This window comes from Limnohabitans sp. TEGF004, assembly GCF_027924965.1.
Classification (GTDB): domain Bacteria; phylum Pseudomonadota; class Gammaproteobacteria; order Burkholderiales; family Burkholderiaceae_C; genus Limnohabitans.
In genome coordinates this window covers 2,509,319-2,533,716 of record NZ_AP027056.1, presented here as the reverse complement: position 1 = coordinate 2,533,716, position 24,398 = coordinate 2,509,319, and the positions used below count along the sequence as shown (strand labels likewise).

Annotated in this window: 26 protein-coding genes; 19 read left to right on the top strand and 7 right to left on the bottom strand. The window is 56.8% G+C overall.

Annotated features, from left to right (window positions below):
- Positions 1-72 precede the first annotated feature (72 nt).
- From LINBF2_RS12445 to LINBF2_RS12425, 5 genes are read left to right on the top strand one after another with little or no spacing between them, the layout of a single operon-like run.
- Positions 73-837: an ABC transporter ATP-binding protein gene (locus tag LINBF2_RS12445; protein WP_281889293.1), complete on the top strand. Its 765-nt coding sequence runs from the start codon at positions 73-75 to the stop codon at positions 835-837.
- A complete protein-coding gene (locus tag LINBF2_RS12440; protein WP_281889291.1) occupies positions 834-1,538 on the top strand; it encodes an ABC transporter ATP-binding protein in 705 nt (234 codons plus the stop codon). Before LINBF2_RS12445 ends, LINBF2_RS12440 begins: the two co-directional genes overlap by 4 nt.
- A 24-nt stretch (positions 1,539-1,562) precedes the next feature.
- The gene (locus tag LINBF2_RS12435; protein ID WP_281889289.1) at positions 1,563-2,795 is read left to right on the top strand and encodes an ABC transporter substrate-binding protein; all 1,233 of its coding nucleotides are present in this window, start codon (positions 1,563-1,565) and stop codon (positions 2,793-2,795) included.
- Between the two features lie 52 nt (positions 2,796-2,847).
- Complete coding sequence (locus tag LINBF2_RS12430; protein ID WP_104800424.1) at positions 2,848-3,735, top strand: branched-chain amino acid ABC transporter permease; 888 nt, start codon at positions 2,848-2,850, stop codon at positions 3,733-3,735.
- A complete protein-coding gene (locus tag LINBF2_RS12425) occupies positions 3,735-4,655 on the top strand; it encodes a branched-chain amino acid ABC transporter permease (RefSeq protein WP_281889286.1) in 921 nt (306 codons plus the stop codon). Before LINBF2_RS12430 ends, LINBF2_RS12425 begins: the two co-directional genes overlap by 1 nt.
- Positions 4,656-4,671: 16 nt before the next feature.
- Here LINBF2_RS12425 and LINBF2_RS12420 read toward each other — a convergent pair whose 3' ends face one another.
- The gene (locus LINBF2_RS12420) at positions 4,672-5,154 is read right to left on the bottom strand and encodes a DUF494 domain-containing protein (RefSeq protein WP_281889284.1); all 483 of its coding nucleotides are present in this window, start codon (positions 5,152-5,154) and stop codon (positions 4,672-4,674) included.
- 60 nt (positions 5,155-5,214) lie between these two features.
- Positions 5,215-6,378, bottom strand: a complete 1,164-nt coding sequence (gene dprA / locus LINBF2_RS12415; RefSeq protein ID WP_281889282.1) for a DNA-processing protein DprA — start codon at positions 6,376-6,378, stop codon at positions 5,215-5,217.
- A gap of 119 nt (positions 6,379-6,497) precedes the next feature.
- Here dprA and LINBF2_RS12410 point away from each other — a divergent pair, with 119 nt between their 5' ends.
- The 5 genes from LINBF2_RS12410 to LINBF2_RS12390 are packed head-to-tail and all read left to right on the top strand — an operon-like array spanning position 6,498 to position 11,523.
- Positions 6,498-8,906: a penicillin acylase family protein gene (locus LINBF2_RS12410; protein WP_281889280.1), complete on the top strand. Its 2,409-nt coding sequence runs from the start codon at positions 6,498-6,500 to the stop codon at positions 8,904-8,906.
- A gap of 38 nt (positions 8,907-8,944) precedes the next feature.
- Positions 8,945-9,451, top strand: a complete 507-nt coding sequence (gene def / locus LINBF2_RS12405) for a peptide deformylase (protein ID WP_104800427.1) — start codon at positions 8,945-8,947, stop codon at positions 9,449-9,451.
- Positions 9,452-9,455: 4 nt separating this feature from the next.
- Positions 9,456-10,445, top strand: a complete 990-nt coding sequence (gene fmt, locus LINBF2_RS12400) for a methionyl-tRNA formyltransferase (protein WP_104800565.1) — start codon at positions 9,456-9,458, stop codon at positions 10,443-10,445.
- On the top strand, positions 10,445-11,176 hold the full coding sequence (locus tag LINBF2_RS12395) for an AzlC family ABC transporter permease (protein ID WP_281889278.1): 732 nt from the start codon (positions 10,445-10,447) through the stop codon (positions 11,174-11,176). Before fmt ends, LINBF2_RS12395 begins: the two co-directional genes overlap by 1 nt.
- The gene (locus LINBF2_RS12390) at positions 11,173-11,523 is read left to right on the top strand and encodes an AzlD domain-containing protein (RefSeq protein ID WP_281889276.1); all 351 of its coding nucleotides are present in this window, start codon (positions 11,173-11,175) and stop codon (positions 11,521-11,523) included. Before LINBF2_RS12395 ends, LINBF2_RS12390 begins: the two co-directional genes overlap by 4 nt.
- Before the next feature lie 33 nt (positions 11,524-11,556).
- On the opposite strand, the gene LINBF2_RS12385 is transcribed toward LINBF2_RS12390, so the two are convergent.
- Positions 11,557-11,943 (bottom strand): hypothetical protein, encoded by a 387-nt coding sequence (locus LINBF2_RS12385; protein WP_281889274.1) that lies wholly within the window; start codon positions 11,941-11,943, stop codon positions 11,557-11,559.
- A 114-nt stretch (positions 11,944-12,057) separates the two neighbouring features.
- Between LINBF2_RS12385 and LINBF2_RS12380 the strand changes: the two genes are divergently transcribed.
- Positions 12,058-12,807: an SDR family oxidoreductase gene (locus LINBF2_RS12380; RefSeq protein ID WP_281889272.1), complete on the top strand. Its 750-nt coding sequence runs from the start codon at positions 12,058-12,060 to the stop codon at positions 12,805-12,807.
- Positions 12,808-12,908: 101 nt separating this feature from the next.
- Positions 12,909-14,102, top strand: coding sequence for a phosphoglycerate kinase (locus LINBF2_RS12375; protein WP_281889270.1), 1,194 nt, complete (start codon positions 12,909-12,911; stop codon positions 14,100-14,102).
- Here LINBF2_RS12375 and LINBF2_RS12370 read toward each other — a convergent pair whose 3' ends face one another.
- Together LINBF2_RS12370 and LINBF2_RS12365 are read right to left on the bottom strand one after the other, a co-directional pair.
- Positions 14,103-14,474 (bottom strand): surface-adhesin E family protein, encoded by a 372-nt coding sequence (locus tag LINBF2_RS12370; RefSeq protein WP_281889268.1) that lies wholly within the window; start codon positions 14,472-14,474, stop codon positions 14,103-14,105.
- 73 nt (positions 14,475-14,547) lie between these two features.
- Entirely contained in the window at positions 14,548-15,633 is a 1,086-nt protein-coding gene (locus LINBF2_RS12365; RefSeq protein ID WP_281889266.1) for a fatty acid desaturase, read from the bottom strand.
- Between the two features lie 237 nt (positions 15,634-15,870).
- Between LINBF2_RS12365 and pyk the strand changes: the two genes are divergently transcribed.
- The 3 genes from pyk to LINBF2_RS12350 all read left to right on the top strand — a co-directional run bounded on the left by pyk (position 15,871) and on the right by LINBF2_RS12350 (position 19,344).
- Positions 15,871-17,304, top strand: coding sequence for a pyruvate kinase (gene pyk / locus LINBF2_RS12360; protein ID WP_104800434.1), 1,434 nt, complete (start codon positions 15,871-15,873; stop codon positions 17,302-17,304).
- Between the two features lie 66 nt (positions 17,305-17,370).
- Positions 17,371-18,435 (top strand): class II fructose-bisphosphate aldolase, encoded by a 1,065-nt coding sequence (gene fba / locus LINBF2_RS12355; protein WP_104800435.1) that lies wholly within the window; start codon positions 17,371-17,373, stop codon positions 18,433-18,435.
- 3 nt (positions 18,436-18,438) lie between these two features.
- Complete coding sequence (locus LINBF2_RS12350) at positions 18,439-19,344, top strand: phosphoribosylaminoimidazolesuccinocarboxamide synthase (protein WP_281889263.1); 906 nt, start codon at positions 18,439-18,441, stop codon at positions 19,342-19,344.
- A gap of 4 nt (positions 19,345-19,348) precedes the next feature.
- Here the strand turns inward: LINBF2_RS12350 and trxA are convergent, their stop codons facing one another.
- Positions 19,349-20,305, bottom strand: coding sequence for a thioredoxin (gene trxA / locus LINBF2_RS12345; RefSeq protein WP_281889261.1), 957 nt, complete (start codon positions 20,303-20,305; stop codon positions 19,349-19,351).
- A gap of 46 nt (positions 20,306-20,351) precedes the next feature.
- Here trxA and purE point away from each other — a divergent pair, with 46 nt between their 5' ends.
- Genes purE through LINBF2_RS12325 form a run of 4 tightly spaced genes read left to right on the top strand, consistent with a single transcriptional unit; the run spans position 20,352 to position 24,124 of the window.
- Positions 20,352-20,843 carry a 5-(carboxyamino)imidazole ribonucleotide mutase gene (gene purE / locus LINBF2_RS12340; protein WP_281889259.1) on the top strand — a complete coding sequence of 164 codons (492 nt, stop codon included), beginning with the start codon at positions 20,352-20,354 and terminating at the stop codon, positions 20,841-20,843.
- A complete protein-coding gene (locus tag LINBF2_RS12335; protein WP_281889257.1) occupies positions 20,840-22,021 on the top strand; it encodes a 5-(carboxyamino)imidazole ribonucleotide synthase in 1,182 nt (393 codons plus the stop codon). The genes purE and LINBF2_RS12335 overlap by 4 nt, the downstream gene beginning before the upstream one ends.
- Positions 22,022-22,066: 45 nt before the next feature.
- On the top strand, positions 22,067-23,095 hold the full coding sequence (locus tag LINBF2_RS12330) for an L-threonylcarbamoyladenylate synthase (protein ID WP_281891339.1): 1,029 nt from the start codon (positions 22,067-22,069) through the stop codon (positions 23,093-23,095).
- A 30-nt stretch (positions 23,096-23,125) separates the two neighbouring features.
- Positions 23,126-24,124 (top strand): SGNH/GDSL hydrolase family protein, encoded by a 999-nt coding sequence (locus tag LINBF2_RS12325; protein ID WP_281889255.1) that lies wholly within the window; start codon positions 23,126-23,128, stop codon positions 24,122-24,124.
- On the opposite strand, the gene LINBF2_RS12320 is transcribed toward LINBF2_RS12325, so the two are convergent.
- Positions 24,121-24,384 carry a SemiSWEET transporter gene (locus tag LINBF2_RS12320; RefSeq protein ID WP_104800442.1) on the bottom strand — a complete coding sequence of 88 codons (264 nt, stop codon included), beginning with the start codon at positions 24,382-24,384 and terminating at the stop codon, positions 24,121-24,123. The genes LINBF2_RS12325 and LINBF2_RS12320 overlap by 4 nt on opposite strands.
- Positions 24,385-24,398: the final 14 nt, after the last annotated feature.

The window sequence follows — 24,398 nt, the reverse complement described above, 5'->3', positions numbered from 1 at the left end:
CTTTGCGACGACCACTGCCGATGCTTAGCATCCGCGTCCTAGACACACGGACTTCCATCGAAGGCATCAGGTTTGACACGCAACGACTTCATCCTAGAAACCAAGCAACTCACACGCGAATTCAAAGGCTTCATCGCTGTGGATGGCGTGAATTTGCAAATCAAACGTGGCTCGATTCACGCTCTGATTGGCCCTAACGGTGCGGGTAAAACCACCGTCTTCAATTTGCTCACCAAGTTTTTACCGGTGAGCTCTGGTCAGATCATTTACAACGGTCAAGACATCACGGCCCTCAAAGCCGCTGAAGTGGCGCGCATGGGCATGGTGCGTTCGTTTCAAATTTCCGCTGTGTTTCCACACCTGAGTGTTTTAGAAAACGTGCGCATTGGTTTGCAACGCAAACTCGGCACGAGCTTTCATTTTTGGAAACCTGAGTCCAGCCTCAACACCTTGAATGAGCAAGCCATGCACTTGCTAGAGCAGGTGGATTTGGCCAGCTTTGCGCAAACCGAAACGGTGCAACTGCCCTATGGCCGTAAACGGGCCCTTGAAATTGCCACCACCTTGGCGCTCGACCCTGAGCTGATGTTGTTGGACGAACCCACTCAAGGCATGGGCCACGAAGACGTGAGCCGTGTGGTGGATTTGATTCGCAAGGTGTCTGCCAACCGCACGGTGCTGATGGTGGAACACAACATGAACGTGATTGCTGACTTGTCAGACACCATCACGGTGTTGGCACGCGGCTCTGTGTTGGCTGAAGGCCCTTACGCCCAAGTGTCCAAAGACCCGCGCGTGCTTGAAGCCTATGTGGGCACCGCCGAGGAGGCCGCATGAGCAAGCCCCTATTGAAAGTCGCTGGCCTTGATTCTTGGTATGGCGAATCTCACATCTTGCATGGTGTGAATTTTGAAATTCATGAAGGCGAATTGGTCACTTTGCTAGGCCGTAACGGTGCAGGCCGTTCGACCACGATCAAATCGATTTTGGGTTTGACCGGTCGACGCACGGGTTCCGTACAAATTGACGGTGTGGAAACCATTGGCATGCAGACCAACCAAATTGCTCGCTTGGGTTTGGGGTATTGCCCAGAAGAGCGCGGCATTTTTTCCAGCCTGAGCTGCGAAGAAAATCTGATGTTGCCGCCCAAGATTGGGCCGGGCGGCATGTCGGTGGAAGAAATTTACGAGATGTTTCCCAACCTCAAAGAGCGTCGAAATAGCCAAGGCACGCGCTTGTCAGGTGGTGAGCAACAGATGCTGGCCATGGCGCGCATCCTGCGTTCAGGCGCACGTATTTTGTTGCTCGACGAAATCACCGAAGGTCTGGCGCCTGTGATTGTGCAAACACTGGGCCGCGTGATTCGCCAACTCAAGGCCAAGGGGCTGACCATCATCTTGGTCGAACAAAACTTCCGATTTGCTGCACCTTTGGCAGATCGGCACTACGTGATGGAGCATGGCCAGATCGTGGCCACAGTCCACAAAGATGAGCTCGATAACAAAGCGCAAATGCTGAACGAGTATCTGGGCGTCTAAGCCCTTTTTCAACAGGAGCAAACTATGAAGCGAATTTTCGTGACCTCGGCCATCGCTGCCGCAACTGCTGTCTTTTTGGCAGGCGTATCCACCAGCGCTTTGGCGCAGGGAAAACTGTCTGGCGACAGCGTGAAGATTGGCGTGTTGACCGACATGTCGGGCGTGTACGCCGACTACGGCGGCCCCGGTGCTGTGGCCGCCGCCAAGATGGCGGTGCAAGACTTCGGCGGCAAGATGTTTGGCAAGCCCATCGAAGTGGTGAATGCCGACCACCAAAACAAACCCGACATTGCCAAGAACGTCACCCAACAATGGTTTGACCGCGATGGCGTGGACATGACAGTAGAGAACTTGAACTCCGCTGTGGCGCTGACCGTGCAAGCCCTGGGCAAAGAGAAAAACAAAATCACCATCGTCACTGGCGCGGCCACTGCACGTATGACCAACGAAGACTGCGCACCAGGCACGGGCGTGCATTACTTGATGGACACCATTGCGTTGAGCAATGTGGTGGGCAAAGCGATTGTGAAAGACGGCGGCGACAGCTGGTTCTTCTTGACGGCTGACTACGCCTTCGGTCACTCGCTCGAAAAAGACACGGGCGATGTGGTGAAGGCCGCAGGCGGCACGGTGAAGGGCGCTGTGCGTCACCCACTGTCTACAGGCGACTTCTCTTCCTTCTTGTTGCAAGCCCAAAGCTCAGGTGCCAAAGTGGTGGGCTTGGCCAACGCCGGTGGCGACACGGTCAACAGCATCAAAGCTGCGGCTGAATTTGGTTTGACCAAGAAACAAAACTTGGCGGCTTTGTTGATGTTGATCACGGATGTGCACGCCATCGGCTTGAATACCGCACAAGGCTTGTATTTGACCGAAGGTTGGTACTGGGACTTGAACCCCGAGACACGTGCTTGGACGCAAAAGTACGAAGCTGTGATGAAGAAAAAGCCCAACTCTAACCATGCGTCTGTCTATTCATCGACCATGCATTACTTGAAGGCTGTGCAAGCAGCTGGCACCGACGACACCGCTGCCGTGATGAAGAAGATGCAAGAGACGCCTATCAATGACATGTTTGCCAAGAACGGCAAGTTGCGTCCTGATGGCCGCATGGTGCACGACATGTATTTGTTCCAAGTGAAGAAGCCTTCTGAATCAAAAGGCGCATGGGACTACTACAACCTCAAAGGCACCATCAAGGGTGAAGATGCATTCCAGCCATTGGCCCAAAGCCGCTGCCCTGCATTTGTGAAGAAGTAATGTGTTGACACGACGGGCCGCATGATGCGGTCCGTTTCATTGAATCGGATGTATGACTGAAATTTTTGGCGTGCCCATACAAGCGTTGATGGGGCAACTCATGCTTGGCTTGGTGAATGGCTCTTTCTATGCCATCTTGTCGTTGGGGTTGGCCGTGATTTTCGGCATGCTCAACATCGTCAACTTTGCGCATGGTGCGCTTTACATGGCGGGCGCTTTCTTTGCGTGGATGCTGCTCAACTATGCGGGCATCAATTACTGGATGGCCTTGGTCATTGCGCCTATCGGTGTGGCACTGATTGGCGTGGTGATTGAAAAAACCATGCTGCGTTGGCTGCATCAGCTCGACCATTTGTATGGCTTGCTGTTGACCTTTGGTTTGGCGCTCATTTTGGAAGGTATCTTCCGCGAGTTTTATGGCTCATCAGGCTTGCCTTATGAGTTGCCAGATGTCTTCCGCGGCGTGTTTGATTTGGGTTTCATGATGTTGCCCAAGTACCGCGTGTGGGTGATTGTGGTGTCCATCGTTGTGTGTTTTGCGACTTGGTACGTGATTGAAAAAACCAAGCTCGGTGCTTACCTGCGTGCGGGCACAGAAAACCCCAATATGGTCAAAGCCTTTGGCATCAACGTGCCCCTGATGGTCACCTTGACCTATGCCTTTGGTGTGGGCTTGGCTGGTTTGGCAGGTGTGATGGCCGCACCGATTTACCAAGTGAGCCCGTTGATGGGTTCCAACATCATCATCGTGGTGTTTGCCGTGGTGGTGATTGGCGGCATGGGTTCTATCTTGGGCGCCATCGTCACCGGCTTGGGGCTGGGCCTGGTTGAAGGCCTGACCAAAGTGTTTTTTGCAGAAGCGTCGACGACTGTGGTGTTTGTCATCATGGCGATTGTGTTGTTGATCCGACCAGCAGGTTTGTTCGGGCGGGAGAAATGATGAGCAAACGTTTGATTTACGGCGGCCTGCTGTTGGCCCTTTTGGTCGCGCCGTTTGTGGGCTACCCCATGTTCTTGATGAAGGTGCTGTGCTTTGCTTTGTTTGCGAGCGCCTTTAACTTGTTGATTGGTTTCACGGGTTTGCTGTCGTTTGGTCACGCCATGTTTTTTGGTTTTGCGGCCTATGTATCGGGCCATGCCGCCAAAGTGTGGGGCATGACGCCTGAGCTCGCCGTGTTGGCCGGTACCTTGAGTGCAGCATGCATTGGTTTGTTCACAGGTTGGTTGGCCGTGCGTCGACAAGGTATTTACTTTGCGATGGTGACCTTGGCATTGGCGCAAATGATTTACTTCTTGTGCGTTCAGTCGCCGTTCACGTATGCAGAAGACGGCATTCAAAGCATTCCACGCGGCAAGTTGTTTGGTGTGTTTGATTTGAGCAGCGACACCAGCATGTACTACGTGGTGCTGGCCATTTTTGTGGCGGCCTTTGCGTTGATCTATCGCGTGGTGCATTCGCCCTTTGGGCAAGTGTTGAAGTCAGTGCGCGAGAACGAGCCACGTGCTTTGTCTTTGGGCTACAACGTGGACCACTACAAGTTGGTGGCGTTTGTGTTGTCTGCGGGTTTGGCTGGTTTGGCGGGCGCCACCAAAGCCATTGCATTTGGCTTGGCCACGTTGACCGATGTGGGCTGGCAAATGTCGGGCGAAGTGGTGTTGATGACATTGCTGGGCGGCATGGGCACCATGATTGGGCCATCTGTGGGCGCGGCCATCATCATCACGATGGAAAATTATTTGGCCAGCCTCGGCTCGTGGGTCACCATCATCATGGGTTGCACCTTTGTCACCTGTGTGTTGGTGTTCCGTCGCGGCATCGTGGGTGAGATTGAGCACCGCTTTGGCGGCAAGAAGAGCTAAGTAGCCTAGATACGGATCAGTGTGCGACGCGATCTGCGTCGTCGCACAATTCATCGAGCACCAGCGCATCGGGCTCTAGGCCGATGCTCCAGTACACCATCAACACAATGATTTTGAGGTCATCCAAATGGATGGGGTTGCCAGGAATGGCCATCGCGCGGTCCAGAACGATTTCGCGCATGTGGGGCGACAACACATCGGCAGATTCAAGGAAGTTGATGAAGCCCAAGCACGCCGCACCTAAGTGATCTTGCTCTGCGACAGAGTACACGCGCATGCTGTGGGCAGATTCGGTATGGTGCTCGCGTTCGGCTTGGCTGATGTCGATCAGCTCGGTTTTGTGCGACGCCAAGTTCAGCTCGTCGAGCCACGACAAAGCTTGTTGGATGTCTTCTACGTTAAAACCCACGGCGTTGAGTTTGCGGCCGAGCTGCTCTAGCTCGGGACACGCATCGCCTCGCCAATAGTTTTCATAGACGAATACAAGCACTTCAAACATGAAACCAATATACCTGTTTTTTGTTTCTGTCTTGCCCACAAACATCTGTGTTCACCCTGATCAGGTCATGGCCAAGCGTTGAAACAAGCCACCAGGCAATTTGCCTATCGCACCGTCTAACTCTAGCGTGAGCAATTGCGCCTGCAGCGTGGCGGTGTCTTGCCCACTGCGCGCTTGCAAGGCGTCCAAGCTCACGGGTCCATAGCCCATGTGAGTGAGCAGTGGATGTTCTGCAGGGTCAGAGGTGGTGTCATCGTCTGCCCCCAATGCTTGGGCAAATAGATTCACTTGTTGTTGCGGTGCAAGTTGCAACTCTTCCAACACGTCGTGTGCGTTCTCTACCAACTTCGCACCTTGGCGAATCAGCGCATGGCAACCGTGTGATTGCGTCGCATGGATAGAGCCTGGGATGGCCAACACATCGCGGTTGAGGTCGAGTGCCATCTTGGCGGTGATGAGCGAACCCGATTTCAACGCGGCCTCCACCACCAAGGTGCCGAGGCCCAGTGCTGCAATCAGGCGATTGCGTTTGGGAAAGTTGTGCGCGAGTGGTGCAGTGCCCAACAAGTATTCGCTGATGACCAAACCGTTACGTGCAATCTCATTCGCCAGTGTTTGGTGTTGACGTGGGTACACGCGGTCTAGACCCGTACCCACGACGGCCACGGTGTGCCAATGCTGTGTGTGTGCGGATCCACCATCGCGAACTTTGCCACCACGCAGTGCCCCTTGATGCGCGGCGCCGTCCACCCCGAGCGCCAAACCCGACACCACACACAAGCCAGCTGCGCTGAGCGCTTCGCCAAACTGCTCTGCAGTTTGTGCGCCTTGCGGTGTGGGATTTCGACTGCCCACAATGGCCACGGCGTTGCCCAAGGTGCGCTGAGTTTGACCGGCCACGTAAATCATCAGCGGTGGGTCTGCCAGTTGCAGCAGCTCGGGTGGGTAGTGCGTATCGCCCAAGGTCCACAGCGCGTGGGTGTGCGTGTCGGGTTGGTGCATCAGCCACTGGTGGGTGCGCACGCATTGCACCGCCAATTCGTTGGGCACCGTCAACAAGGCTTGCGCTTGCTTCGGCGTGGCCACTTGGTGCAACGCGGTTTCGGTTTGTTCAAACACCGCTTGCGGGCTGCCAAAGCAAGCCAGCAGTTGGCGTGCGGCATCGTTGCCTACGCCGTCGGTCATGCTCAAGCGCAGCCATGCGCGTAACTCGTCTTTGTCCATGTGCTCCTCCTATTGAATGAAGAATTCATTGTCAGAACGGGTGTCGCTGGCGTGCACGGCCAGCAGTCGAAAACTTCTCAAGTGCTTTAAAGTCCAACCATGACAAGCAAAGGATGCGTATGACCCGCTGGCTCCATCGAATGTTCAAAGCCGTGTTTTGGCTGGTGCTGTCGCTTGCAGCAGGTTTGGGTGTGTGGGTGTTTCATACCCAGCCGATGTATGACGGGCAACTCAGAAGCGAAGGCTTGAAAGCGTCGGTCAACATCAAGCGCGATGCGGCCGATGTGGTGCACATCTTGGCGCAAAGCAACCATGATGCCGCATTTGCTTTGGGGTTTGCGCATGCGCAAGACCGCAGTTGGCAGTTAGAGTTCAACCGCCGTGTGATGCACGGTGAGCTGTCAGAAATTTTGGGCGAAGCCACGCTGCCCACCGATAAGCTCATGCGCACTTTGGGTTTGATGCACGTGGCGCAAAAGCAGCTCGACCTGTTGCCTGTTGATGTGCGTGAACACTTGCAGGCCTACAGCGATGGCATCAACGCGTTTCATGCCAACCGCCCACAAGGATTGCCACCTGAATTTGCGCTGCTGCGCACGCAGCCGGGTGGTGACAAAGGCGTGGCGTGGCAACCAGTCGACAGCGTGGCGTGGTCGTTGGTCATGGCGCTGGATTTGGGGGGCAACTGGGGGAACGAGTTTGCGCGTCTGGTGGCCGCGCGCAAGTTGAGCACCGAACAGTTGTGGGACCTGTACCCGCCTTATCCCGGCGAGAAGCCCGCTTCTGCCGTGGACCTCGCCAAGCTCTACCGTGACTTGGGCGTGTACAAAAATGACGCAGCCTTGCAAACGTCGTTTTCATTGCCTGTCATTGGCGAGCCTGGGTTTAACGAAGGCCGTGGCAGCAACAACTGGGTGGTGGCGGGCTCACACACCACCACAGGCAAACCGCTGTTGGCCAACGATCCGCACTTGGCCTTGAGCGCACCGGCCATTTGGTACTACGCCCATTTGCAAACCCCCGACACCGATGTGATCGGTGCCAGCTTGCCCGGCTTGCCGTTTGTGGTGCTGGGCCGCAATGCGCATGTGGCTTGGGGCTTTACCAACACTGGGCCGGATGTGCAAGATTTGTATTTGGAACACATCGACCCAAGCAACCCCATGCGCTACAAAACGCCCACGGGTTGGCAAGCGTTTGACACACGCACCGAGACCATCGCCGTCAAAGGCAAACCCGCTGTGACCCATGTGGTGCGCAGCACGCGTCATGGCCCTGTGATCAGCGATGCGCAAGCCACACATGCAGAAGTGATCGATGTGTCGCGCTTTGTGCTGGCCTTGCGCTGGAGTGCATTGGATGCCGACAACCGCACCTTGGTGGGCGGCCTCAAAGCGCAACAAGCCAAAAGCGTGGCCGACTTGTTGAAGGCCTATGGCGACAACCACTCGCCCACCCACAACATCGTCATGGCGGACACCCAAGGCCACATCGCCTACAAGGCTGCAGGCCGCGTGCCCGTGCGCAGCGCTGCCAACGACATCCGTGGCGTGGCCCCCGCCCCGGGTTGGGATGCGCGTTACGACTGGACGGGCTGGGTGGCCTATGCCGACATGCCTGCCGATGACGGCAAAAAAGGCTGGGTCGCCACGGCCAACCAACGCATCACACCGCCGAATTACCCGCATTACTTGGGTCAAGACTGGAATACGCCGCATCGCTTTGACCGCATTGAGCAAGTGCTCAAAGCCAAGCCCAAACACAGCTTTAAAGACATGCAGGCTTTGCAAAACGACACCGTGTCCTTGTCCACATTGACCTTGTTGCCTGTGCTCAAAGCCACCGCATCGCAACACCCGTTGGCTGTGAAAGCGAAGCAAACCTTAGATGGTTTTGATGGCCGCATGGATGCAGACCAAGCCGCACCACTTGTCTTTGCGGTGTGGGCCGACGAACTCACGCGTGGTTTGATCGAGCCGAAGCTGGGTGCCGATGTGTTCAAAGCGCAATACGGCAAACGCCATTTCAGGTTGTTGCTGGAAAAAGTCATGCAACAACCCAATAGCCCTTGGTGCGCGCCCAAGACATGCGCCGAGCAATCCACCGCCGCCCTAGACCGTGCGCTGGACCGAATTGCCGCGAAGCAAGGCAATACCCCCGCCCGCTGGGATTGGGGTGACGAGCATGTGGCACTCAGCACACACAAGCCCTTTGGCCAAGTGCCCGTATTGCGCGATGTGTTCAGCGTGCGTGTGCCTTCGGATGGCGACATGTTCACCGTCAACGTGGGCCAGTATTGGGCGAATGAAAAGTACCTGCCTTTTGCCAATCGCCATGCGGCATCACTGCGTGTGGTGTACGACCTGTCAGACCTGGAGCAATCGCAGTTCATTTACCAAACCGGCCAAAGCGGCTTGGTCTGGTCGGACAACTACAGCAACATGAAAAAAGAATGGGTCACAGGCAAATACCGCCCTCTGCGTAGCAAGCCCGATGCGTGGGTGCATGAGCTGGTATTGAATCCTTAGTCGCCAAAATGGGTACAAGAACCGGAGACAATATTGCTATGCCCAAGTTAGACATCCTCCGATTCCCCGACCCCAAGCTTCACACCGTCGCCAAGCCCGTCAAAGAAATTGACGCGCGCATCAAGACCTTGATTGCCGACATGCTGGAAACCATGTACGACGCCAATGGCATCGGCCTAGCCGCCACACAAGTGGATGTGCACGAGCGCTTGGTGGTGATTGACACCTCTGAAGAGCGCAACGAAGCCATGGTGCTCATCAACCCTGAAATTACTTGGATGGGTGACGAGCGCGTCAAAGGTGACGAAGGCTGCTTGTCGGTGCCCGGTATTTACGACGGCGTGGAGCGCGCCACGCATGTGAAGGTGAAAGCCCTCGACGAGCATGGCAAAGAACGCACCATCGAAGCCGAAGGTTTGCTGGCCGTGTGCATTCAGCACGAACTCGACCATTTGATGGGCAAAGTGTTTGTGGAATACCTATCGCCTTTGAAGCGCAATCGCATCAAAACCAAATTGCTCAAAGCTTTGCGTGACGATGAGTGATTCGTTGCGCGTCATCTTTGCCGGTACGCCTGAATTTGCGGCTGAGGCCTTGGCCAAAATTTTGGCCGCTGGCCACACCGTGCCCTTGGTGCTGACCCAGCCCGACCGCCCTGCCGGTCGCGGCATGAAACTGCAAGCCTCGGCCGTCAAGCAATTGGCTGTGCAACACAACATCCCTGTGGCGCAACCCTTGAGCCTACGCCTAGACGGCAAATACCCAGACGATGCAGCCGCTGCACAAGCAGCAATTGCCGAAGCTATTTCGAAACATAAGGCCGACGTGATGGTGGTGGCTGCCTATGGTCTCATCCTGCCGCAGTGGACCTTGGATGCGCCGCGCTTGGGCTGCCTGAATATTCACGCATCTTTGTTGCCACGCTGGCGCGGTGCTGCGCCGATTCACCGCGCCATTGAGGCGGGGGATGCGCAAACCGGCGTGGTCATCATGCAAATGGACGCAGGCCTCGACACCGGCGACATGCTGCTGACCGACGTGCTCGACATTGCCGCAGACGACACCACCGCTAGCTTGCACGACCGCTTGGCTGACATGGGCGGCGCTTTGGTGGTGCGTGCGTTGGCCGATGCACAAGCGGGCAAGTTGCAGCCGCGCAAGCAGCCCGAGGCTGGCATCACCTACGCCCACAAAATTGAAAAGGCCGAAGCCGCGGTGGATTGGCAACAGTCCGCCGAGACGATTGGCCGACGCGTGCGTGCGTTCAACCCATTTCCCGCCGCATCAGCGCAGCTGGGTGCAGACGTTATCAAACTGTGGCGCGCCACAGTGGAAGGCACCGCACACCATAAGCCAGCAGGCACCGTGCTGAGCGCTGACGAGCACGGCGTGCGCGTGGCCTGCGGCGAAGGCGTGTTGTGCATCACCGAGCTGCAACGCGCAGGCGGTAAACGTCTGAACGCCGCCGACTTTTTGCGCGGCTTCCCGATCACCGCTGGCCAATGTTTTGAGCCTCACGCGGCTCACAAAGTTGTCTGATGTTTTGGCAACGCAAACTCTACCAACACCCTGAGTTCAAACTCGGCGTGCGTGACCTCGCGCCACAAGCCTTCGGGCAAATTGCGTGGGCATTGATGACGGGCGTGGCTTTGGTCAAGTCGGGGATGAGCGTGTTTGAAGCCGTGTTCATGACCTTGGTGGTGTACGCCGGTAGCTCGCAGTTGGCTGCGACGCCACTCATCGTGGCGGGTGCGCCTGCTTGGGTGGTGCTGGCCGCAGGCTTTTGTGTGAACTTGCGTTTTGTGGTGTTCAGCTTGCACATGCGTGGTTACCTCATGCACTTGCCACGTTGGCCGCGCATCGTGACGGGCTACTTCAACACAGACCCCACCTATGTGTTGTTCACCCGCCGTTTCGCGCACCCTGCGGACACCAACGAGCAGCGCCACACGCAAGAAGCCTACTTGGCCGGTTTGAGTTTTGCCAACTGGACCAGTTGGATCAGTTGCAGCTTGCTAGGCATTGCCTTGGCCAACGCCATTCCCACGTCATGGGGCTTGGGCTTTGCGGGCATTTTGTGTTTGCTGGGTATTCAATGCTCATTGGCTAGCTCGCGTTTGCGTGTGTTGTCGGCCATCGTCGCTGGCATCGCGGCGGTGCTGGCGTATGCCTTGCCTTTGAAGCTCAACATCGTGTTGGCCATTCTCATGGCGGTGTTCGCATGCTTGATGGCCGAGCAGCTCAAGGCCGCGAAAGAGAGGCTGACATGAGCAGCACCGACTTGAACGTGACCGACGCATGGACCTTGTGGGTCATCGTGGGCCTGGCCATCATCACCGTAGTCACGCGCAGCTTTTTCTTTTTAAGCAACACCGAATGGCACTTGCCCCACTGGGCGCAACGTGGTTTGCAATACGCACCCATTGCTGCCTTGTCGGCGGTGGTGGTGCCCGAGATTGTGATGACGCAAGGCGAGCTCATTGCCACTTGGCAGGACGCCCGCATCTTTGCAGCCGCAGTAGGCGTGGCGGTTTACTTTGCCAAACGCAATGTGCTGCTGACCATCGTGCTTGGCATGGCCGTGTATTTGCCCCTGCACTTAGGGCTAGGTTGGTAAGCCACGCACCCTGCGTGGCTTAGCCTGCAACCATTAGCCGCGAACAAACAAGGTGACGAGTTCGTCCGGCCCCACTTGGCGGCTCCAGTGGCCGTGCACCTTGGGGTCAAACGTGGCGCCTGCGGGCAATACATCGGCCGAGTAAAAGTGCTCGCCCGGGCCGAAGACGCGTGACGTGCCGTCCTGCAAGAAGATTTCCATCTGACCTTCCAACACGAATAACCATTGCGGGTTGTCGGTGCAATGAAAGTCGCTGCGAAACCCCACAGGGCTGCGGCGCAGCTGCATGCCACCGCTGGCCATGAGCGGCGACAAACGCGCTTGCGGCTTGCCGTCGGTGAGTTCCACCGTTTCCTCGCGAAAACGCGCGAAGCCGTCGGTGTCGGTGAAGAGGATGACTTTGTTAAAAATTGGATTCATAGGGCGCTACTTTAGCGCGCCGCCAGCAACGTGTGTCTTTCGCACACGAGACAATGAAGGCTTGAATTGGCCGCCAGCTTGTTCACAATCCAAGCATTACACAGGAGCATCCCCATGAGCAAAGTAGCAATCGTCACAGGCGCCAGTTCTGGCATTGGCAAAGCATGCGCGTTGGCGTTGTTGGCCGAAGGTTGGAAGGTGGTGTTGGTGGGGCGTCGTGCGGATGCGCTGCAGTCCACCGTGCAAGCGGCGGGCGCAAATGCGGGTAATGCCTTGGCTGTGCCTTGCGACGTGAGCAACGAGGACGATGTGGCCAAACTGTTTGAGCAGGTGCGCGTGAACTACGGCCGCTTGGATTTGCTGTTCAACAATGCAGGCATCTTTTTGCCTGCCACCATGCCCGGCGATTTGACGGGCGAAGATTGGCGTCGTTCGGTGGATGTGAATTTCAATGGCGCGTTTTATTGCCTCTCGCACGCGTTCAAGTTGATGAAAGATCAGAGCCCACAGGGCGGTCGCATCATCAACAACGGGTCGATTTCTGCACATGCACCGCGTCCAGGTTCTATCGCCTACACGGCCACCAAGCACGCCATCACGGGCATGACCAAAGCTGCGTCGTTGGATGGCCGCGCGTTTGACATTGCGGTGGGCCAGATTGACATTGGCAACGTGGCCAGCGACATGACCGAAAAGTTCGCTGCTGGCGCTTTGCAGGCCGACGGCAGCGTGAAGCCCGAAGCCCGCATGGACATGCAAGGCGTGGTGGACAGCTTCATGGCCATGGCGCGTTTGCCGCTGTCGGCCAATGTGCTGTTCATGACGGTGATGGCGACCAAGATGCCGTTTGTTGGACGAGGCTAAAACGCTCATCAGCCGTTTGAAAAGCCGTTGGAACGGCTGCCAAGTTGCTGCAAGGTGAAACTTTTAGAATCTATACAGTTTCAAACTTTTTCTTATTTCCCATGAACGTCATTCGCTTCTCTGATTTGTGCGCCAACGGCTCGGCCAAGGGCAAACGTGTTTTCATCCGCGCCGACCTGAACGTGCCGCAAGACGACGCAGGCAACATCACAGAAGACACACGCGTGCGCGCCTCTGTGCCCGCGATCGAAATGGCGCTCAAGGCTGGTGCAGCAGTGATGGTCACATCTCACTTGGGTCGCCCCACCGAGGGCGAATTCAAACCCGAAGATTCATTGGCTCCTGTGGCCAAGCGCTTGGGCGAGCTGTTAGGCCGCGATGTGCCGCTGGTGGCCAATTGGGTGGACGGCGTGAAGGTCGAACCAGGCCAAGTGGTGCTGCTCGAGAACTGCCGCGTGAACAAAGGCGAGAAAAAGAACAACGACGAATTGGCCCGCAAGCTGGGCGCGCTGTGCGACATTTTTGTGCACGATGCGTTTGGTACATCGCACCGCGCCGAAGGCACCACCTACGGCATCGCGCAATACGCGCCCGTGGCCTGTGCAGGCCCCCTGTTAGCGGCTGAGATTGACGCCATCACCAAAGCCTTGGCCAACCCCAAACGCCCATTGGCCGCCATCGTGGCGGGCAGCAAGGTGTCCACCAAGCTGACCATCCTCAAGAGCTTGGCTAACAACGTGGACCAGCTCATCGTGGGTGGTGGCATTGCCAACACCTTCATGCTGGCCGCTGGCTTGAACATCGGCAAGAGCTTGGCCGAGCACGATTTGGTGAATGAGGCCAAAGCTGTGATCGACATCATGAAAGCACGCGGCGCAGAGGTGCCAATCCCCACCGACGTGGTGACCGCTAAGACCTTTGCCGCTGATGCAGTGGCCACCGTCAAGAAAGCCACCGACGTGGCCGACGACGACATGATTTTGGACATCGGCCCAGAGACCGCCACCAAGTTGGCCGAGCAGCTGATGAAGGCCGGCACGATTGTGTGGAACGGCCCTGTGGGTGTGTTTGAATTTGCCGCGTTTGAGAACGGCACGAAGACCATTGCGCACGCCATTGCCGAATCGAGCGCGTTCAGCATCGCAGGTGGCGGCGACACCTTGGCTGCCATTGCCAAGTACGGCATCGAAAAACAAGTGGGCTACATCTCTACCGGCGGCGGCGCTTTCTTGGAAGTGCTGGAAGGCAAGACCTTGCCAGCGTTTGAAATTTTGACCAAGCGCGCTGCGGGTTAATTACCAAGCACAAGCAAACGAAAACAACTGCCGGCTCATGCTGTCTTGGCTCACAGGCCGCCAGCCTTCAGCCACGGGCAGGGCTTTGATGGCGGGGCCATTGCCCATTTTGTTGGGGTGGCTGGTGGCGCTGATGGTTCGGTATTTGCCTTCGGTGCAGTCGTAGTCGATGTGCGATTTGACCGACTGCTGGCCCGTTTTGTCGGGACTGGTCAGGTCGTACACCACCCACACGCGGCGGTTGTAGCCCATTTTGGTGATGGCGCTTGAGTCGATGTAGACGGTGGCCACTTCGTTGCGCGTGACGGTTACCCACATGGCCTGTGCGGCGGCAGAGGCGAGGAGCAGCGACATTAAGACTAGGCGTTTCATGGGTGAGAAGCGTACAAGAAAAAGCCCCGCAAATTCGTGTGAACTTGCGGGGCTTTGAATCTGGCGATGGCGATTAGGCTGCTTTCATGGCGCGAGGGCTCGTGACCTTGCCTTCGTATGTCATCCAGCTGTCGGTTTTGAAGTCATACAGCTTGCAGTCGCGAGCGGTTTGCACATACCAGCTCCAAGAGAAGGGCTGAACGATGATGCGTTCTGGCAGCAATTCTTCGAGTTTGCTTTGCGCTTGTTTCAGCTTGTACAGAGGAATGCTCATGTCCAAGTGATGAGCGGTGTGCTCCATGATGTGGTGCATCAACGCGCCGATGTTGAATGGGAAGGTCAAGTGCACGGTGGTGGACACAAAAGGCGAAGCCTTTGACCAGCCGGTGCGCTCCTCGTGCCAAGACACGTCCACATGGGTGTGGTGCACGTACACCACGAAACCAATCATGGTCACCCAGAAGAAGAATGGAATGATCACGCCCATCAGCAAGATGTAGCCAATGGTTTGGCCTGTGGCCACTGCGGCCCAAGCCATGACAGCCACCCAAGCAGCGCCGAAGCCGGTGATGAGCCAGCAGTCTTTTGTGAAGATAGGGCGGCGTGTAGGCATGTTCTTTTCGTTGGGGAACACCATCTTGTTCCACCAGATTTCGATCATGTAGTACAGGCCAGGTGCCCAGCCGCTGCGGTACACGCGGTCTTTGAGCTTTTGCATGGGGCTCAGCGCAGCGTACTCTTCGGGGGTGTAGGGGGCCCACACGAAGTCGAAGTTTTTGAGGTTGGTGTAGCCGTGGTGCACCACGTTGTGGCCGATGTCCCACAAGCTATAGGCGGTCAACGAGGGCAAGAAAGCAATGCGGCCCAACCACTTGTTGAGGTTGCGGTGCGGTGTGAGGCTTTGGTGGCAAGCATCGTGGCCCAAGATGAACAAGCGGCCAATCACAAAGCCTGCGACGCAGCCGCACAAGAGCTTGGCCCACCACGCGTCAAAGTATACGGTGCCTGTCAACAGTGCTGCCCACAGCACGTAGTCGACGACGAGCATGACAATAGCCAGCGCTGTGGTGCGCTCTGCCAATGGAATCAACCACTCGCGCATAACTTTGCGGTGTGGCATGGGTTCGCCGGGAAGGATCGGTTGGATATGTGTGGTCATAGGAATTGAATCTTAGGTGGCCTGCGAAGATGCGCACTGATTTGCATCAACTGTTCACGCCATTATCGCTGCATACGCCAAAAAAGAGGGTGTTTACCCGTTGGTGGGTCAAGGCCATCGGTTAAAAAGAGACAAAAAGAATTCGTTCTTAAGGCCCTTAACCCTGCAACCCCATGCGCTGGGGCGCTTGAGGCGTGCAAGAATGAAACAAACAAAACACATACGGAGACAAAGAATATGGCACGTCACGCGACCAAAATTGTTGCTACTTTAGGCCCAGCTTCCAGCGACCCTGCATTGCTTGAAGCCATGATTCGCGCCGGCGTCAACGTGGTGCGCCTTAATTTCAGCCACGGCAAAGCTCAAGACCACATCGATCGCGCCCGTTTGGTGCGCGAAGCCGCAGCCCGTGCAGGCCGCGAAGTGGCCATCATGGCCGACCTGCAAGGCCCAAAAATCCGCGTGGGCAAGTTTGTCGATGGCAAGGTCATGCTGGAAAACGGCGCGAAGTTTGTGCTCGATGCCTCACGCACCGAGCCCGGCGATTTGCAAGGCGTGGGCCTTGACTACAAAGAGCTGCCACGCGATGTGAAGCCCGGCGATTTGCTGTTGCTCAACGATGGCTTGATTGTGTTGACCGTCGAAGCCGTGCGCGGCGAACAAGTGCACACCACAGTGAAGATTGGTGGCGAGTTGTCGAACAACAAAGGCATCAACAAACAAGGCGGCGGCTTGACCGCGCCTGCGTTGACCGCCAAAGACATGGAAGACATCAAAACCGCGATGAGCTTCCAAGCCGACTACCTTGCCGTGAGCTTTCCCAAAAACGCCACAGACATGGAAATGGCGCGCCAACTGGCCAACGTGGCTGGCGCTGAGTACAAACACAAGCCGGGCTTGATAGCCAAGATTGAACGTGCTGAGGCCATCCCGCTGCTCGACGAAATTTTGCGTGCCAGCGACGGCATCATGGTGGCGCGAGGCGACTTGGCGGTAGAAGTGGGCAACGCAGCAGTGCCTGCGCTGCAAAAACGCATGATCAAGCTGGCACGTCAGCACGACAAGGTGGTGATCACCGCCACGCAAATGATGGAGAGCATGATCACCAACCCCGTGCCCACTCGCGCCGAGGTGAGTGATGTGGCCAACGCCGTGATTGACGGCACAGATGCCGTCATGCTCAGCGCCGAAACTGCCGCAGGCAAGTACCCGCTGGAAACCGTGGAAGAAATGTCCAAAATTTGCGAGGCCGCCGAGGCTGCCGAGGACGTAGAACTGGACGCTGATTTCAAAGGCCAAACCTTCAACCGCATTGACCAAACCATTGCCATGGGGGCGCTCTTCACGGCACACCACTTGGGCGCCAAAGCCATCGTGGCCTTGACCGAGTCGGGCTCCACCGCGCTGTGGATGAGCCGCCACCGCATTCACATCCCTATTTATGCGGTGACCACCAAGGTGGCGTCGCAACGCCGCATGGCCTTGTTCCGCAATGTTCGCCCTTTGTTGATGGACACCAGCGCTGACCGCGATACCGCTCTCGCGCAAGCTGAAGCGCACTTGAAGCTGCGCGGAATTGTGGATGCAGGCGACGTGTACGCCATCACCTGTGGCGACCCGATGGGCACGCCTGGCGGCACCAACATGCTGCGTATTTGCGAAGTTCGTTAATGGGGGTAACTGCGGCCTTTAAAATTGTCAGCAGTTACACAAGTTTTTAATTTTTGAGGATTCCCCATGGCACTCGTATCGATGCGCGAACTTCTGGACCACGCTGCAGAGCACGGTTACGGCATTCCAGCTTTCAACGTCAACAACTTGGAACAAGTGCAAGCCGTGATGATGGCTGCTGACGCTGTGGGCGCGCCAGTCATTTTGCAAGCCAGTGCTGGCGCACGCAAATACGCGGGTGAGCCGTTTATCAAGCATTTGATTCAAGCCGCCACCGAAGCCTACCCACACATTCCTTTGGTCATGCATCAAGACCACGGCACTTCGCCCAAGATTTGCCAAGGCGCGATTGACCTTGGCTTTGGCTCCGTCATGATGGACGGCTCGTTGATGGAAGACGGCAAAACGCCTTCTAGCTTTGAGTACAACGTGCAAGTCACCCAGCAAGTGGTGGCCATGGCGCACAAAGTGGGCGTGTCGGTCGAAGGCGAGTTGGGTTGCTTGGGTAACTTAGAAACGGGCGAAGCGGGTGAAGAAGACGGCATCGGCGCCGTGGGCAAACTCGACCACAGCCAAATGTTGACCGACCCCGAAGAAGCCGCACAGTTTGTCAAAGCCACACAGCTCGATGCCCTGGCGATTGCGATTGGCACCAGCCACGGCGCCTACAAGTTCACACGTGAGCCCACGGGCGACATCTTGGCCATCAGCCGCGTCAAAGAAATTCACGCACGCATCCCCAACACCCACTTGGTCATGCACGGCTCAAGCAGCGTGCCGCAAGACCTGTTGGCCATCATCAACCAATACGGCGGCAAGATGAAAACGACGTTTGGCGTGCCCGTGTCTGAAATTCAAGAAGCCATCAAGCATGGCGTGCGCAAGGTCAACATCGACACCGACATTCGTTTGGCCATGACGGCTGCGGCTCGCAAGTTTATGTTTGAGAATCCAGAAAAATTCGATGCCCGCGAATGGCTCAAGCCTGCCCGCGAAGCTGCGATGAACATTTGCAAACAACGTTATTTGGAATTCGGTTGCGAAGGCCAAGGCAGCAAGGTCAAGGGCGACAGCCTCTCTGTGGTGGCGGCCAAGTACGCCAAGGGCGAACTCGCTCAGTTGGTGAAGTAATCCATGACCGCTCTGCACACTTCTGCGCTCACTTCTTTGCCTTTGCTCGCACGCGGCAAAGTGCGCGACAACTACGCCGTAGGCGACGACCGTATCTTGATGGTTGCTTCAGACCGCATCAGCGCGTTTGACGTCATCATGGGCGAAGCCATTCCAGGCAAGGGCGAATTGCTCACCCAGATGGCTTTGTTTTGGTTTGGCAAACTCGGCCACATTTGCCCCAACCACCTGACAGGCGAAGCGCCTGAGAGCGTGGTGAGCGCGGACGAAGTGGCACAAGTCACAGGCCGCTCGATGTTGGTCAAACGCTTGAAGCCCATTCCTGTGGAAGCGGTGGTGCGTGGCTATTTGGCCGGCAGCGGCTGGCAGGAATACCAAGAGAACCAAGCGGTGTGCGGCGTCAAGCTGCCCAAAGGTTTGAAGAACGCCAGCAAATTGCCAGAGCCCATCTTCACGCCTGCAGCCAAAGCGGCGGTGGGTGACCATGACGAGAACATCACTTACGAACAAGTGGTCGAGATGATTGGTGGCGGCTTGGCCGAGAAAATCAAAACCGTCAGCATCGCTTTGTACGAAACCGCGCGCGATGTGGCAGCGGCCAAAGGCATCATCATTGCCGACACGAAGTTTGAGTTTGGTTTGGATGCCAACAACGACCTCGTGTTGATGGACGAGGTGCTCACACCAGATTCATCACGCTACTGGCCTGCTGACAGCTACGCACAAAGCTTCAAAGGCGGCGTGAACCCACCGAGCTACGACAAGCAGTTCTTGCGCGATTGGCTAGAAACCGCCCAAGTGCAAGGCAAGCCTTGGAGCAAATCACCGCCTGCACCGCATTTGCCGCAAGAGGTGATTGCCCAAACCGCTGCCAAGTACCAAGAGGCTTGGGATCGGTTGAAGGACTGAAACCTCAGTTCAGCGCCATGCTGAGCTTGCGGCGGTAGCGAGAAATCAACTCCAACACGGGATCTTCTTGCACCGCGGCTTTGCCGGTTAACTCGATGCCGCCTGCGGATTTGCCGAAGGCGGCATCGTCCGTTTTGGGCTTGGGTGGTGTCATCAGTTCCAAGATGGACACATAGGTTTTGCGCGCTACATCGTTGCCCCACGTTTTGTCGCGCATGATGATTTCCAGCAATTCGTCCATCGCGGCTTCAAACAATTCAGCGGCAATCAGCACGCGGGCTTTGGCCAAGCGGGTGTCGAAGTCGCGTTTGTTTTGGGCGATGGCGGCTTCGAACTGCTCGAACGTCCAAGCGGCACGCTCGTCGGTGGCAACAAACACCAAAGCTTGTAGCCAGTAGTTGAGCGCATCAAAGCGCAGTTGCAATGGAATTTCGGTCAGCTTAGGCGCCAATGCGGCTTGCGCTTCTTCTAATTCGCCCACAGAAATCAGCAGCTTGACCAAGTTGTAACGGGTTTCGTCGTCAGCGGTGTTGAGGCTCAAAGCCTCTTGCAGCTTGGCGATGGCGGCTTGCGCATCGCCCGCGTTGATGAGTTGCTCGGCTTCTTGGGCATCGGCTTGAGCCGCCACTTCGTTGTCAGATGGCAAATGCTTGTCTAAGAATTCGCGCACTTGTGCCAAGGGCAACGCACCCATGAAACCGTCCACAGGGCGGCCGCCCATGAGCAAGATGCAGGTGGGCAGGCTCTTCACGCCAAAGGCACCAGCCAATTCTTGCTGCGTGTCCGCATTGACTTTCACCAGCTTGAAGCGGCCTTGGTAGTCAGCTTCTAGCTTTTCGAGGACTGGGCCCAACGATTTGCAGGGGCCACACCAGTCGGCCCAGAAGTCCACCAGCACAGGGGTGGTTTGTGAGGCGCCAATCACATCGGCCTCGAAATTTTCCATCGTCACATCAATCATGGGGGTCCCGTCTTAAAATTCGTTTTTGCTCACACACAGCCACATCATGACCCAGTGCCAAGTCGGTGTCGTCATGGGTTCCAATTCCGATTGGGACACCATGCAACATGCAGCCCAGATTCTCCAAGAATTTGGCGTCTCTTTTGAAACCCGCGTGGTTTCAGCCCACCGCATGCCCGATGACATGTTTGCCTACGCTGAAAGCGCCACAGGCCGTGGCCTGCGCGCCATCATCGCAGGTGCAGGCGGTGCAGCCCACTTGCCCGGCATGATCGCAGCCAAAACCATCGTGCCCGTGCTGGGTGTGCCGGTGGCCAGCAAACATTTGCAAGGCGTGGACTCTTTGCACAGCATTGTGCAAATGCCCAAAGGCATTCCAGTGGCCACCTTCGCCATTGGCAATGCAGGTGCGGCCAATGCGGCTTTGTTTGCGGTGGCCTTGCTCGCCTCGACCGATGCGGCCTTGGCTGAAAAGCTGCAAGCCTTCCGTGTGGCGCAAACCGAAGTGGCTCGCAACATGACGTTGCCACCCCTATGAGCATTACTTTGAAACCCTTGCTGCCCGGCTCCACCTTGGGCGTGTTGGGTGGTGGCCAATTGGGCCGCATGTGGGCGCATGTGGCGCAGCGCATGGGCTACAACACTGCGGTGCTCGACCCCGATGCGCACAGCCCCGCAGGCTTGGTGAGCCATCACCACATCCACACCGACTACTTGGACCCCGCAGGCTTGAAGCAACTCGCAGCTGTGTGCCAAGCGGTCACCACCGAGTTCGAAAACGTGCCCGCCGACGCGCTGGCGCAACTCGCTGCCACATTGCCTGTGTCGCCCGCTGCGTCTGCTGTGGCCGTAGCGCAAGACCGTGCGCGTGAGAAGGCCCACTTTGTGAAATGCGGCGTGCCAGTGGCCCCACATGCGGTGATCGACACCGCAGCGCAACTCGCCGCTGTGACTGACAACTTGCTGCCAGGAATCCTGAAAACCTCCCGCATGGGCTACGACGGCAAAGGCCAGTTGCGCGTGACTACGCGTGATGAGCTGAACGACGGTTGGGCCAAGCTTGGAAGCGTGCCTTGCGTGCTAGAAAAAATGTTGCCCTTGGCCAGCGAGTGCTCGGTCATCGTGGCGCGTGGCCGCGATGGCGCCATGGTGAACTTGCCCGTGCAACGCAACTTGCACCGCGATGGCATCTTGGCTGTGACCGAGGTGTTTGCGGGCAACGTGCCTGAAGCCTTGGCCAACCAAGCCATCACCGCAGCCAAAGCCGTGGCGCAAGAGCTGAACTATGTGGGCGTGTTGTGCGTGGAGTTTTTTGTGTTGGCTGACAGCTCGTTGGTCGTTAACGAAATCGCCCCTCGCCCGCACAACAGCGGCCACTACAGCCAAGACGCATGCGATGTGTCGCAGTTCGAGTTGCAAGTCCGCACCATGGCCGATTTGCCTTTGACGCAACCGCGTTTGCACAGCCCAGCTTTCATGCTCAACTTGTTGGGTGATTTGTGGTTTGCTGATTCATCAAATGCCAACGCTGCGCAAGTTGAACCTGCATGGCAAAAGGTGCTGGCGTTGCCCGGCACGCATTTGCACTTGTATGGGAAAACCGAAGCGCGCGTGGGCCGCAAAATGGGCCACCTCAACATCACCGCCGCCACGCCAGAAGCTGCGCGTGCTGTGGCTTTGCAAGCGGCTGACATTTTGGGCATTGCGCCGTTTTGATGGCGTGGATGCCCACAGCGTTATTGCCCCACTTGACGTTTGCCCATGATTCTTGACGGCCAGACCCCCTCATCCATCACTGCGGCTGCGCAAGCTTTGCAGCGCGGTGATCTGTTGGGCTTGCCCACCGAGACGGTGTACGGCTTGGCAGCAGACGCGGGCAACGATGCCGCAGTGGCCAAAATTTTCGAAGCCAAAGGCCGCCCTGCCAACCACCCGCTCATCGTGCATGTGGCCAGCGCACAAGGCGTGCAACGCTTCGCCAGCCATGTGCCTGACTTTGCACAAAAACTCATCGATGCTTTTTGGCCCGGCCCTTTGACGCTCATCTTGCCGCGCCGACCCGAGGTGGCCGCTGTGGCGGCTGGTGGGCAAAACTCGGTGGGCTTGCGTTGCCCTTCGCACCCGACAGCACATGCCGTGCTGCAAAGTGCCGAAACCTTGGGCGTGTTTGGTGTGGCCGCACCCAGTGCCAATTTGTTTGGCCGTGTCAGCCCCACCACGGCGGCGCATGTGGCCGGTGAGTTTGGCGACAGTTTGCTCATCATTGATGGTGGTGCGTGTGACGTTGGCATTGAGTCCACCATCGTCGACTGCACCCGCGCAGCACCCGTGTTGCTGCGCCCAGGCGTGCTCACGCCGCAGCAACTCAGCGACGCTTGCGGTGTGACGGTCATTACGTCCACTGCGCCGGATGCCGATGCACCGCGCGCCTCGGGCACCCTTGAATCTCACTACGCGCCAATGGCCTGTGTGCAGCTGATGTCGGCGGTTGATTTGCAAAAGGCAATCGACGCGTATGTCAGAGAAGCCGTTGCAAGCAATGACAACGCCCATCCAACGGTCGCCGTGTGGGCGCGCAGCCCCGTGCAAGTGCCTGCTACCCATATGAATCCGTTCACATGCCAAGCCATGCCTACATCGGCACAAGACTGCGCCCACCAACTGTTTGCCCAATTGCGCAGCTTTGACACCCAAGGCGTCGCATACATTTGGGTCGAAACCCCACCCCTATCCCCCGAATGGGATGGCGTGCGAGACCGCTTGATGCGGGCCGCCACGCCAACTCGTTAAACTAACGTGGTACTCAAAAGAGAGCCTGTGATGAACCCAATTTTTAGCCGAACCCTCAAAGCCTTGTGCGCCGTGATGGCCGCCACCCTGTTGTCTGCGTGTGGTGGTGCCAGCAGTACGGTCGATCCATTTGTGGCGACACGCGTGATTGCGTTCGGTGATGGTTTTAACTACGTCGATGGCGCCGGCGCTGGTCTTTCCACCGTGCAAACGGGAGAGACGGACAACACGATTGCGGGACGTATTGCTGCGCGATATGGCATTGTTGTGAAGCGTGTGGCAGACGGCGCCACTGTACTTAATCCACTCGCGTCAACAGGCGGATTCAGCTATGCAACCGCCAATGCACGTGTTGCTGATGTGGATGCGCAAATCACTGCGTTTTTGAGCTCCGCCGGATCTGTTGCAAAAAAAGACTTGATCATCATCGCCGTGGGTAACTGGGACATTTACGATGCTTATACAAATGGTGTGACCAGCATGGACAGCAATGCCAGTGCACTCGTTGCGTCCATTCAACGTTTAACGACCGCAGGTGCTGAGCATGTTGTTGTGATGCCAGCGATCAACATGGCGCGAACACCATGGGCTGCAAATAAATCCTTGGCTGGCATCCAGCAGCTGAGCATCACAACGTCCTCACTGCCGGGTTTGAATTCTTTTAATTTCTTACTTTTGACGAAATTAAATGCAGCCTTTAGACAAGATAGAAAACCTGTGTATTTGCTAGATCGTTCCAGTGATTTCAATAATTTTGCAGGCCAATTTGATACCAACGGCTCGACCCGAATCATCAACGTGAGTGGCATGGCTTTAACGGCAGATACAGGTCTTTACGTGCCCGTGTGTACAGCGCATACGGCGATGGCTGGTTGTGCGCTTGGGGGTCTAAACACCACAAGCCCGCTGACTGCCACGAGCTATCAAAGCTATGTCTTCGCCGACGACATTAACTTGACACCCTTGGCGAATAGATTCTTAGCGGATCGCATGATCTACACCATGCAGACGTTTGGTTGGGCTCCTTAAGCCTTGCGCCCAAAGCGCAAGCGCATCGCCAAAATGCTGGCAGCCAACACCAGCGTGATCACGTTGGCAATCACCACGGGCCAGGCTTCAATCAGCAAGCCGTAGGCCAACCACAGCGCAATGCCAAGGGTGAACGCGCTGTACATCCCCAACGAAATACCGCTCACGTCGCGGGTCTTGAAGGTCAGCCACGCTTGCGGCACAAAGCTCGCGGTGGTCAGGCTGGCGGCGGCGTAGCCGATCCATTCGGTGTAGTTCATTCGTGTCTTTCTGA

Excerpts from the sequence above, each read along its gene's own strand:
- LINBF2_RS12440 (WP_281889291.1), top strand. The coding sequence starts at position 834 with ATGAGCAAGCCCCTATTGAAAGTCGCTGGCCTTGATTCTTGGTATGGC.
- LINBF2_RS12435 (WP_281889289.1), top strand. The coding sequence starts at position 1,563 with ATGAAGCGAATTTTCGTGACCTCGGCCATCGCTGCCGCAACTGCTGTC.
- LINBF2_RS12430 (WP_104800424.1), top strand. The coding sequence starts at position 2,848 with ATGACTGAAATTTTTGGCGTGCCCATACAAGCGTTGATGGGGCAACTC.
- LINBF2_RS12425 (WP_281889286.1), top strand. The coding sequence starts at position 3,735 with ATGAGCAAACGTTTGATTTACGGCGGCCTGCTGTTGGCCCTTTTGGTC.
- LINBF2_RS12420 (WP_281889284.1), bottom strand. The coding sequence starts at position 5,154 with ATGTTTGAAGTGCTTGTATTCGTCTATGAAAACTATTGGCGAGGCGAT.
- dprA (WP_281889282.1), bottom strand. The coding sequence starts at position 6,378 with ATGGACAAAGACGAGTTACGCGCATGGCTGCGCTTGAGCATGACCGAC.
- LINBF2_RS12410 (WP_281889280.1), top strand. The coding sequence starts at position 6,498 with ATGACCCGCTGGCTCCATCGAATGTTCAAAGCCGTGTTTTGGCTGGTG.
- def (WP_104800427.1), top strand. The coding sequence starts at position 8,945 with ATGCCCAAGTTAGACATCCTCCGATTCCCCGACCCCAAGCTTCACACC.
- LINBF2_RS12395 (WP_281889278.1), top strand. The coding sequence starts at position 10,445 with ATGTTTTGGCAACGCAAACTCTACCAACACCCTGAGTTCAAACTCGGC.
- LINBF2_RS12390 (WP_281889276.1), top strand. The coding sequence starts at position 11,173 with ATGAGCAGCACCGACTTGAACGTGACCGACGCATGGACCTTGTGGGTC.
- LINBF2_RS12385 (WP_281889274.1), bottom strand. The coding sequence starts at position 11,943 with ATGAATCCAATTTTTAACAAAGTCATCCTCTTCACCGACACCGACGGC.
- LINBF2_RS12380 (WP_281889272.1), top strand. The coding sequence starts at position 12,058 with ATGAGCAAAGTAGCAATCGTCACAGGCGCCAGTTCTGGCATTGGCAAA.
- LINBF2_RS12375 (WP_281889270.1), top strand. The coding sequence starts at position 12,909 with ATGAACGTCATTCGCTTCTCTGATTTGTGCGCCAACGGCTCGGCCAAG.
- LINBF2_RS12370 (WP_281889268.1), bottom strand. The coding sequence starts at position 14,474 with ATGAAACGCCTAGTCTTAATGTCGCTGCTCCTCGCCTCTGCCGCCGCA.
- LINBF2_RS12365 (WP_281889266.1), bottom strand. The coding sequence starts at position 15,633 with ATGACCACACATATCCAACCGATCCTTCCCGGCGAACCCATGCCACAC.
- pyk (WP_104800434.1), top strand. The coding sequence starts at position 15,871 with ATGGCACGTCACGCGACCAAAATTGTTGCTACTTTAGGCCCAGCTTCC.
- fba (WP_104800435.1), top strand. The coding sequence starts at position 17,371 with ATGGCACTCGTATCGATGCGCGAACTTCTGGACCACGCTGCAGAGCAC.
- LINBF2_RS12350 (WP_281889263.1), top strand. The coding sequence starts at position 18,439 with ATGACCGCTCTGCACACTTCTGCGCTCACTTCTTTGCCTTTGCTCGCA.
- trxA (WP_281889261.1), bottom strand. The coding sequence starts at position 20,305 with ATGATTGATGTGACGATGGAAAATTTCGAGGCCGATGTGATTGGCGCC.
- purE (WP_281889259.1), top strand. The coding sequence starts at position 20,352 with ATGACCCAGTGCCAAGTCGGTGTCGTCATGGGTTCCAATTCCGATTGG.
- LINBF2_RS12335 (WP_281889257.1), top strand. The coding sequence starts at position 20,840 with ATGAGCATTACTTTGAAACCCTTGCTGCCCGGCTCCACCTTGGGCGTG.
- LINBF2_RS12330 (WP_281891339.1), top strand. The coding sequence starts at position 22,067 with ATGATTCTTGACGGCCAGACCCCCTCATCCATCACTGCGGCTGCGCAA.
- LINBF2_RS12325 (WP_281889255.1), top strand. The coding sequence starts at position 23,126 with ATGAACCCAATTTTTAGCCGAACCCTCAAAGCCTTGTGCGCCGTGATG.
- LINBF2_RS12320 (WP_104800442.1), bottom strand. The coding sequence starts at position 24,384 with ATGAACTACACCGAATGGATCGGCTACGCCGCCGCCAGCCTGACCACC.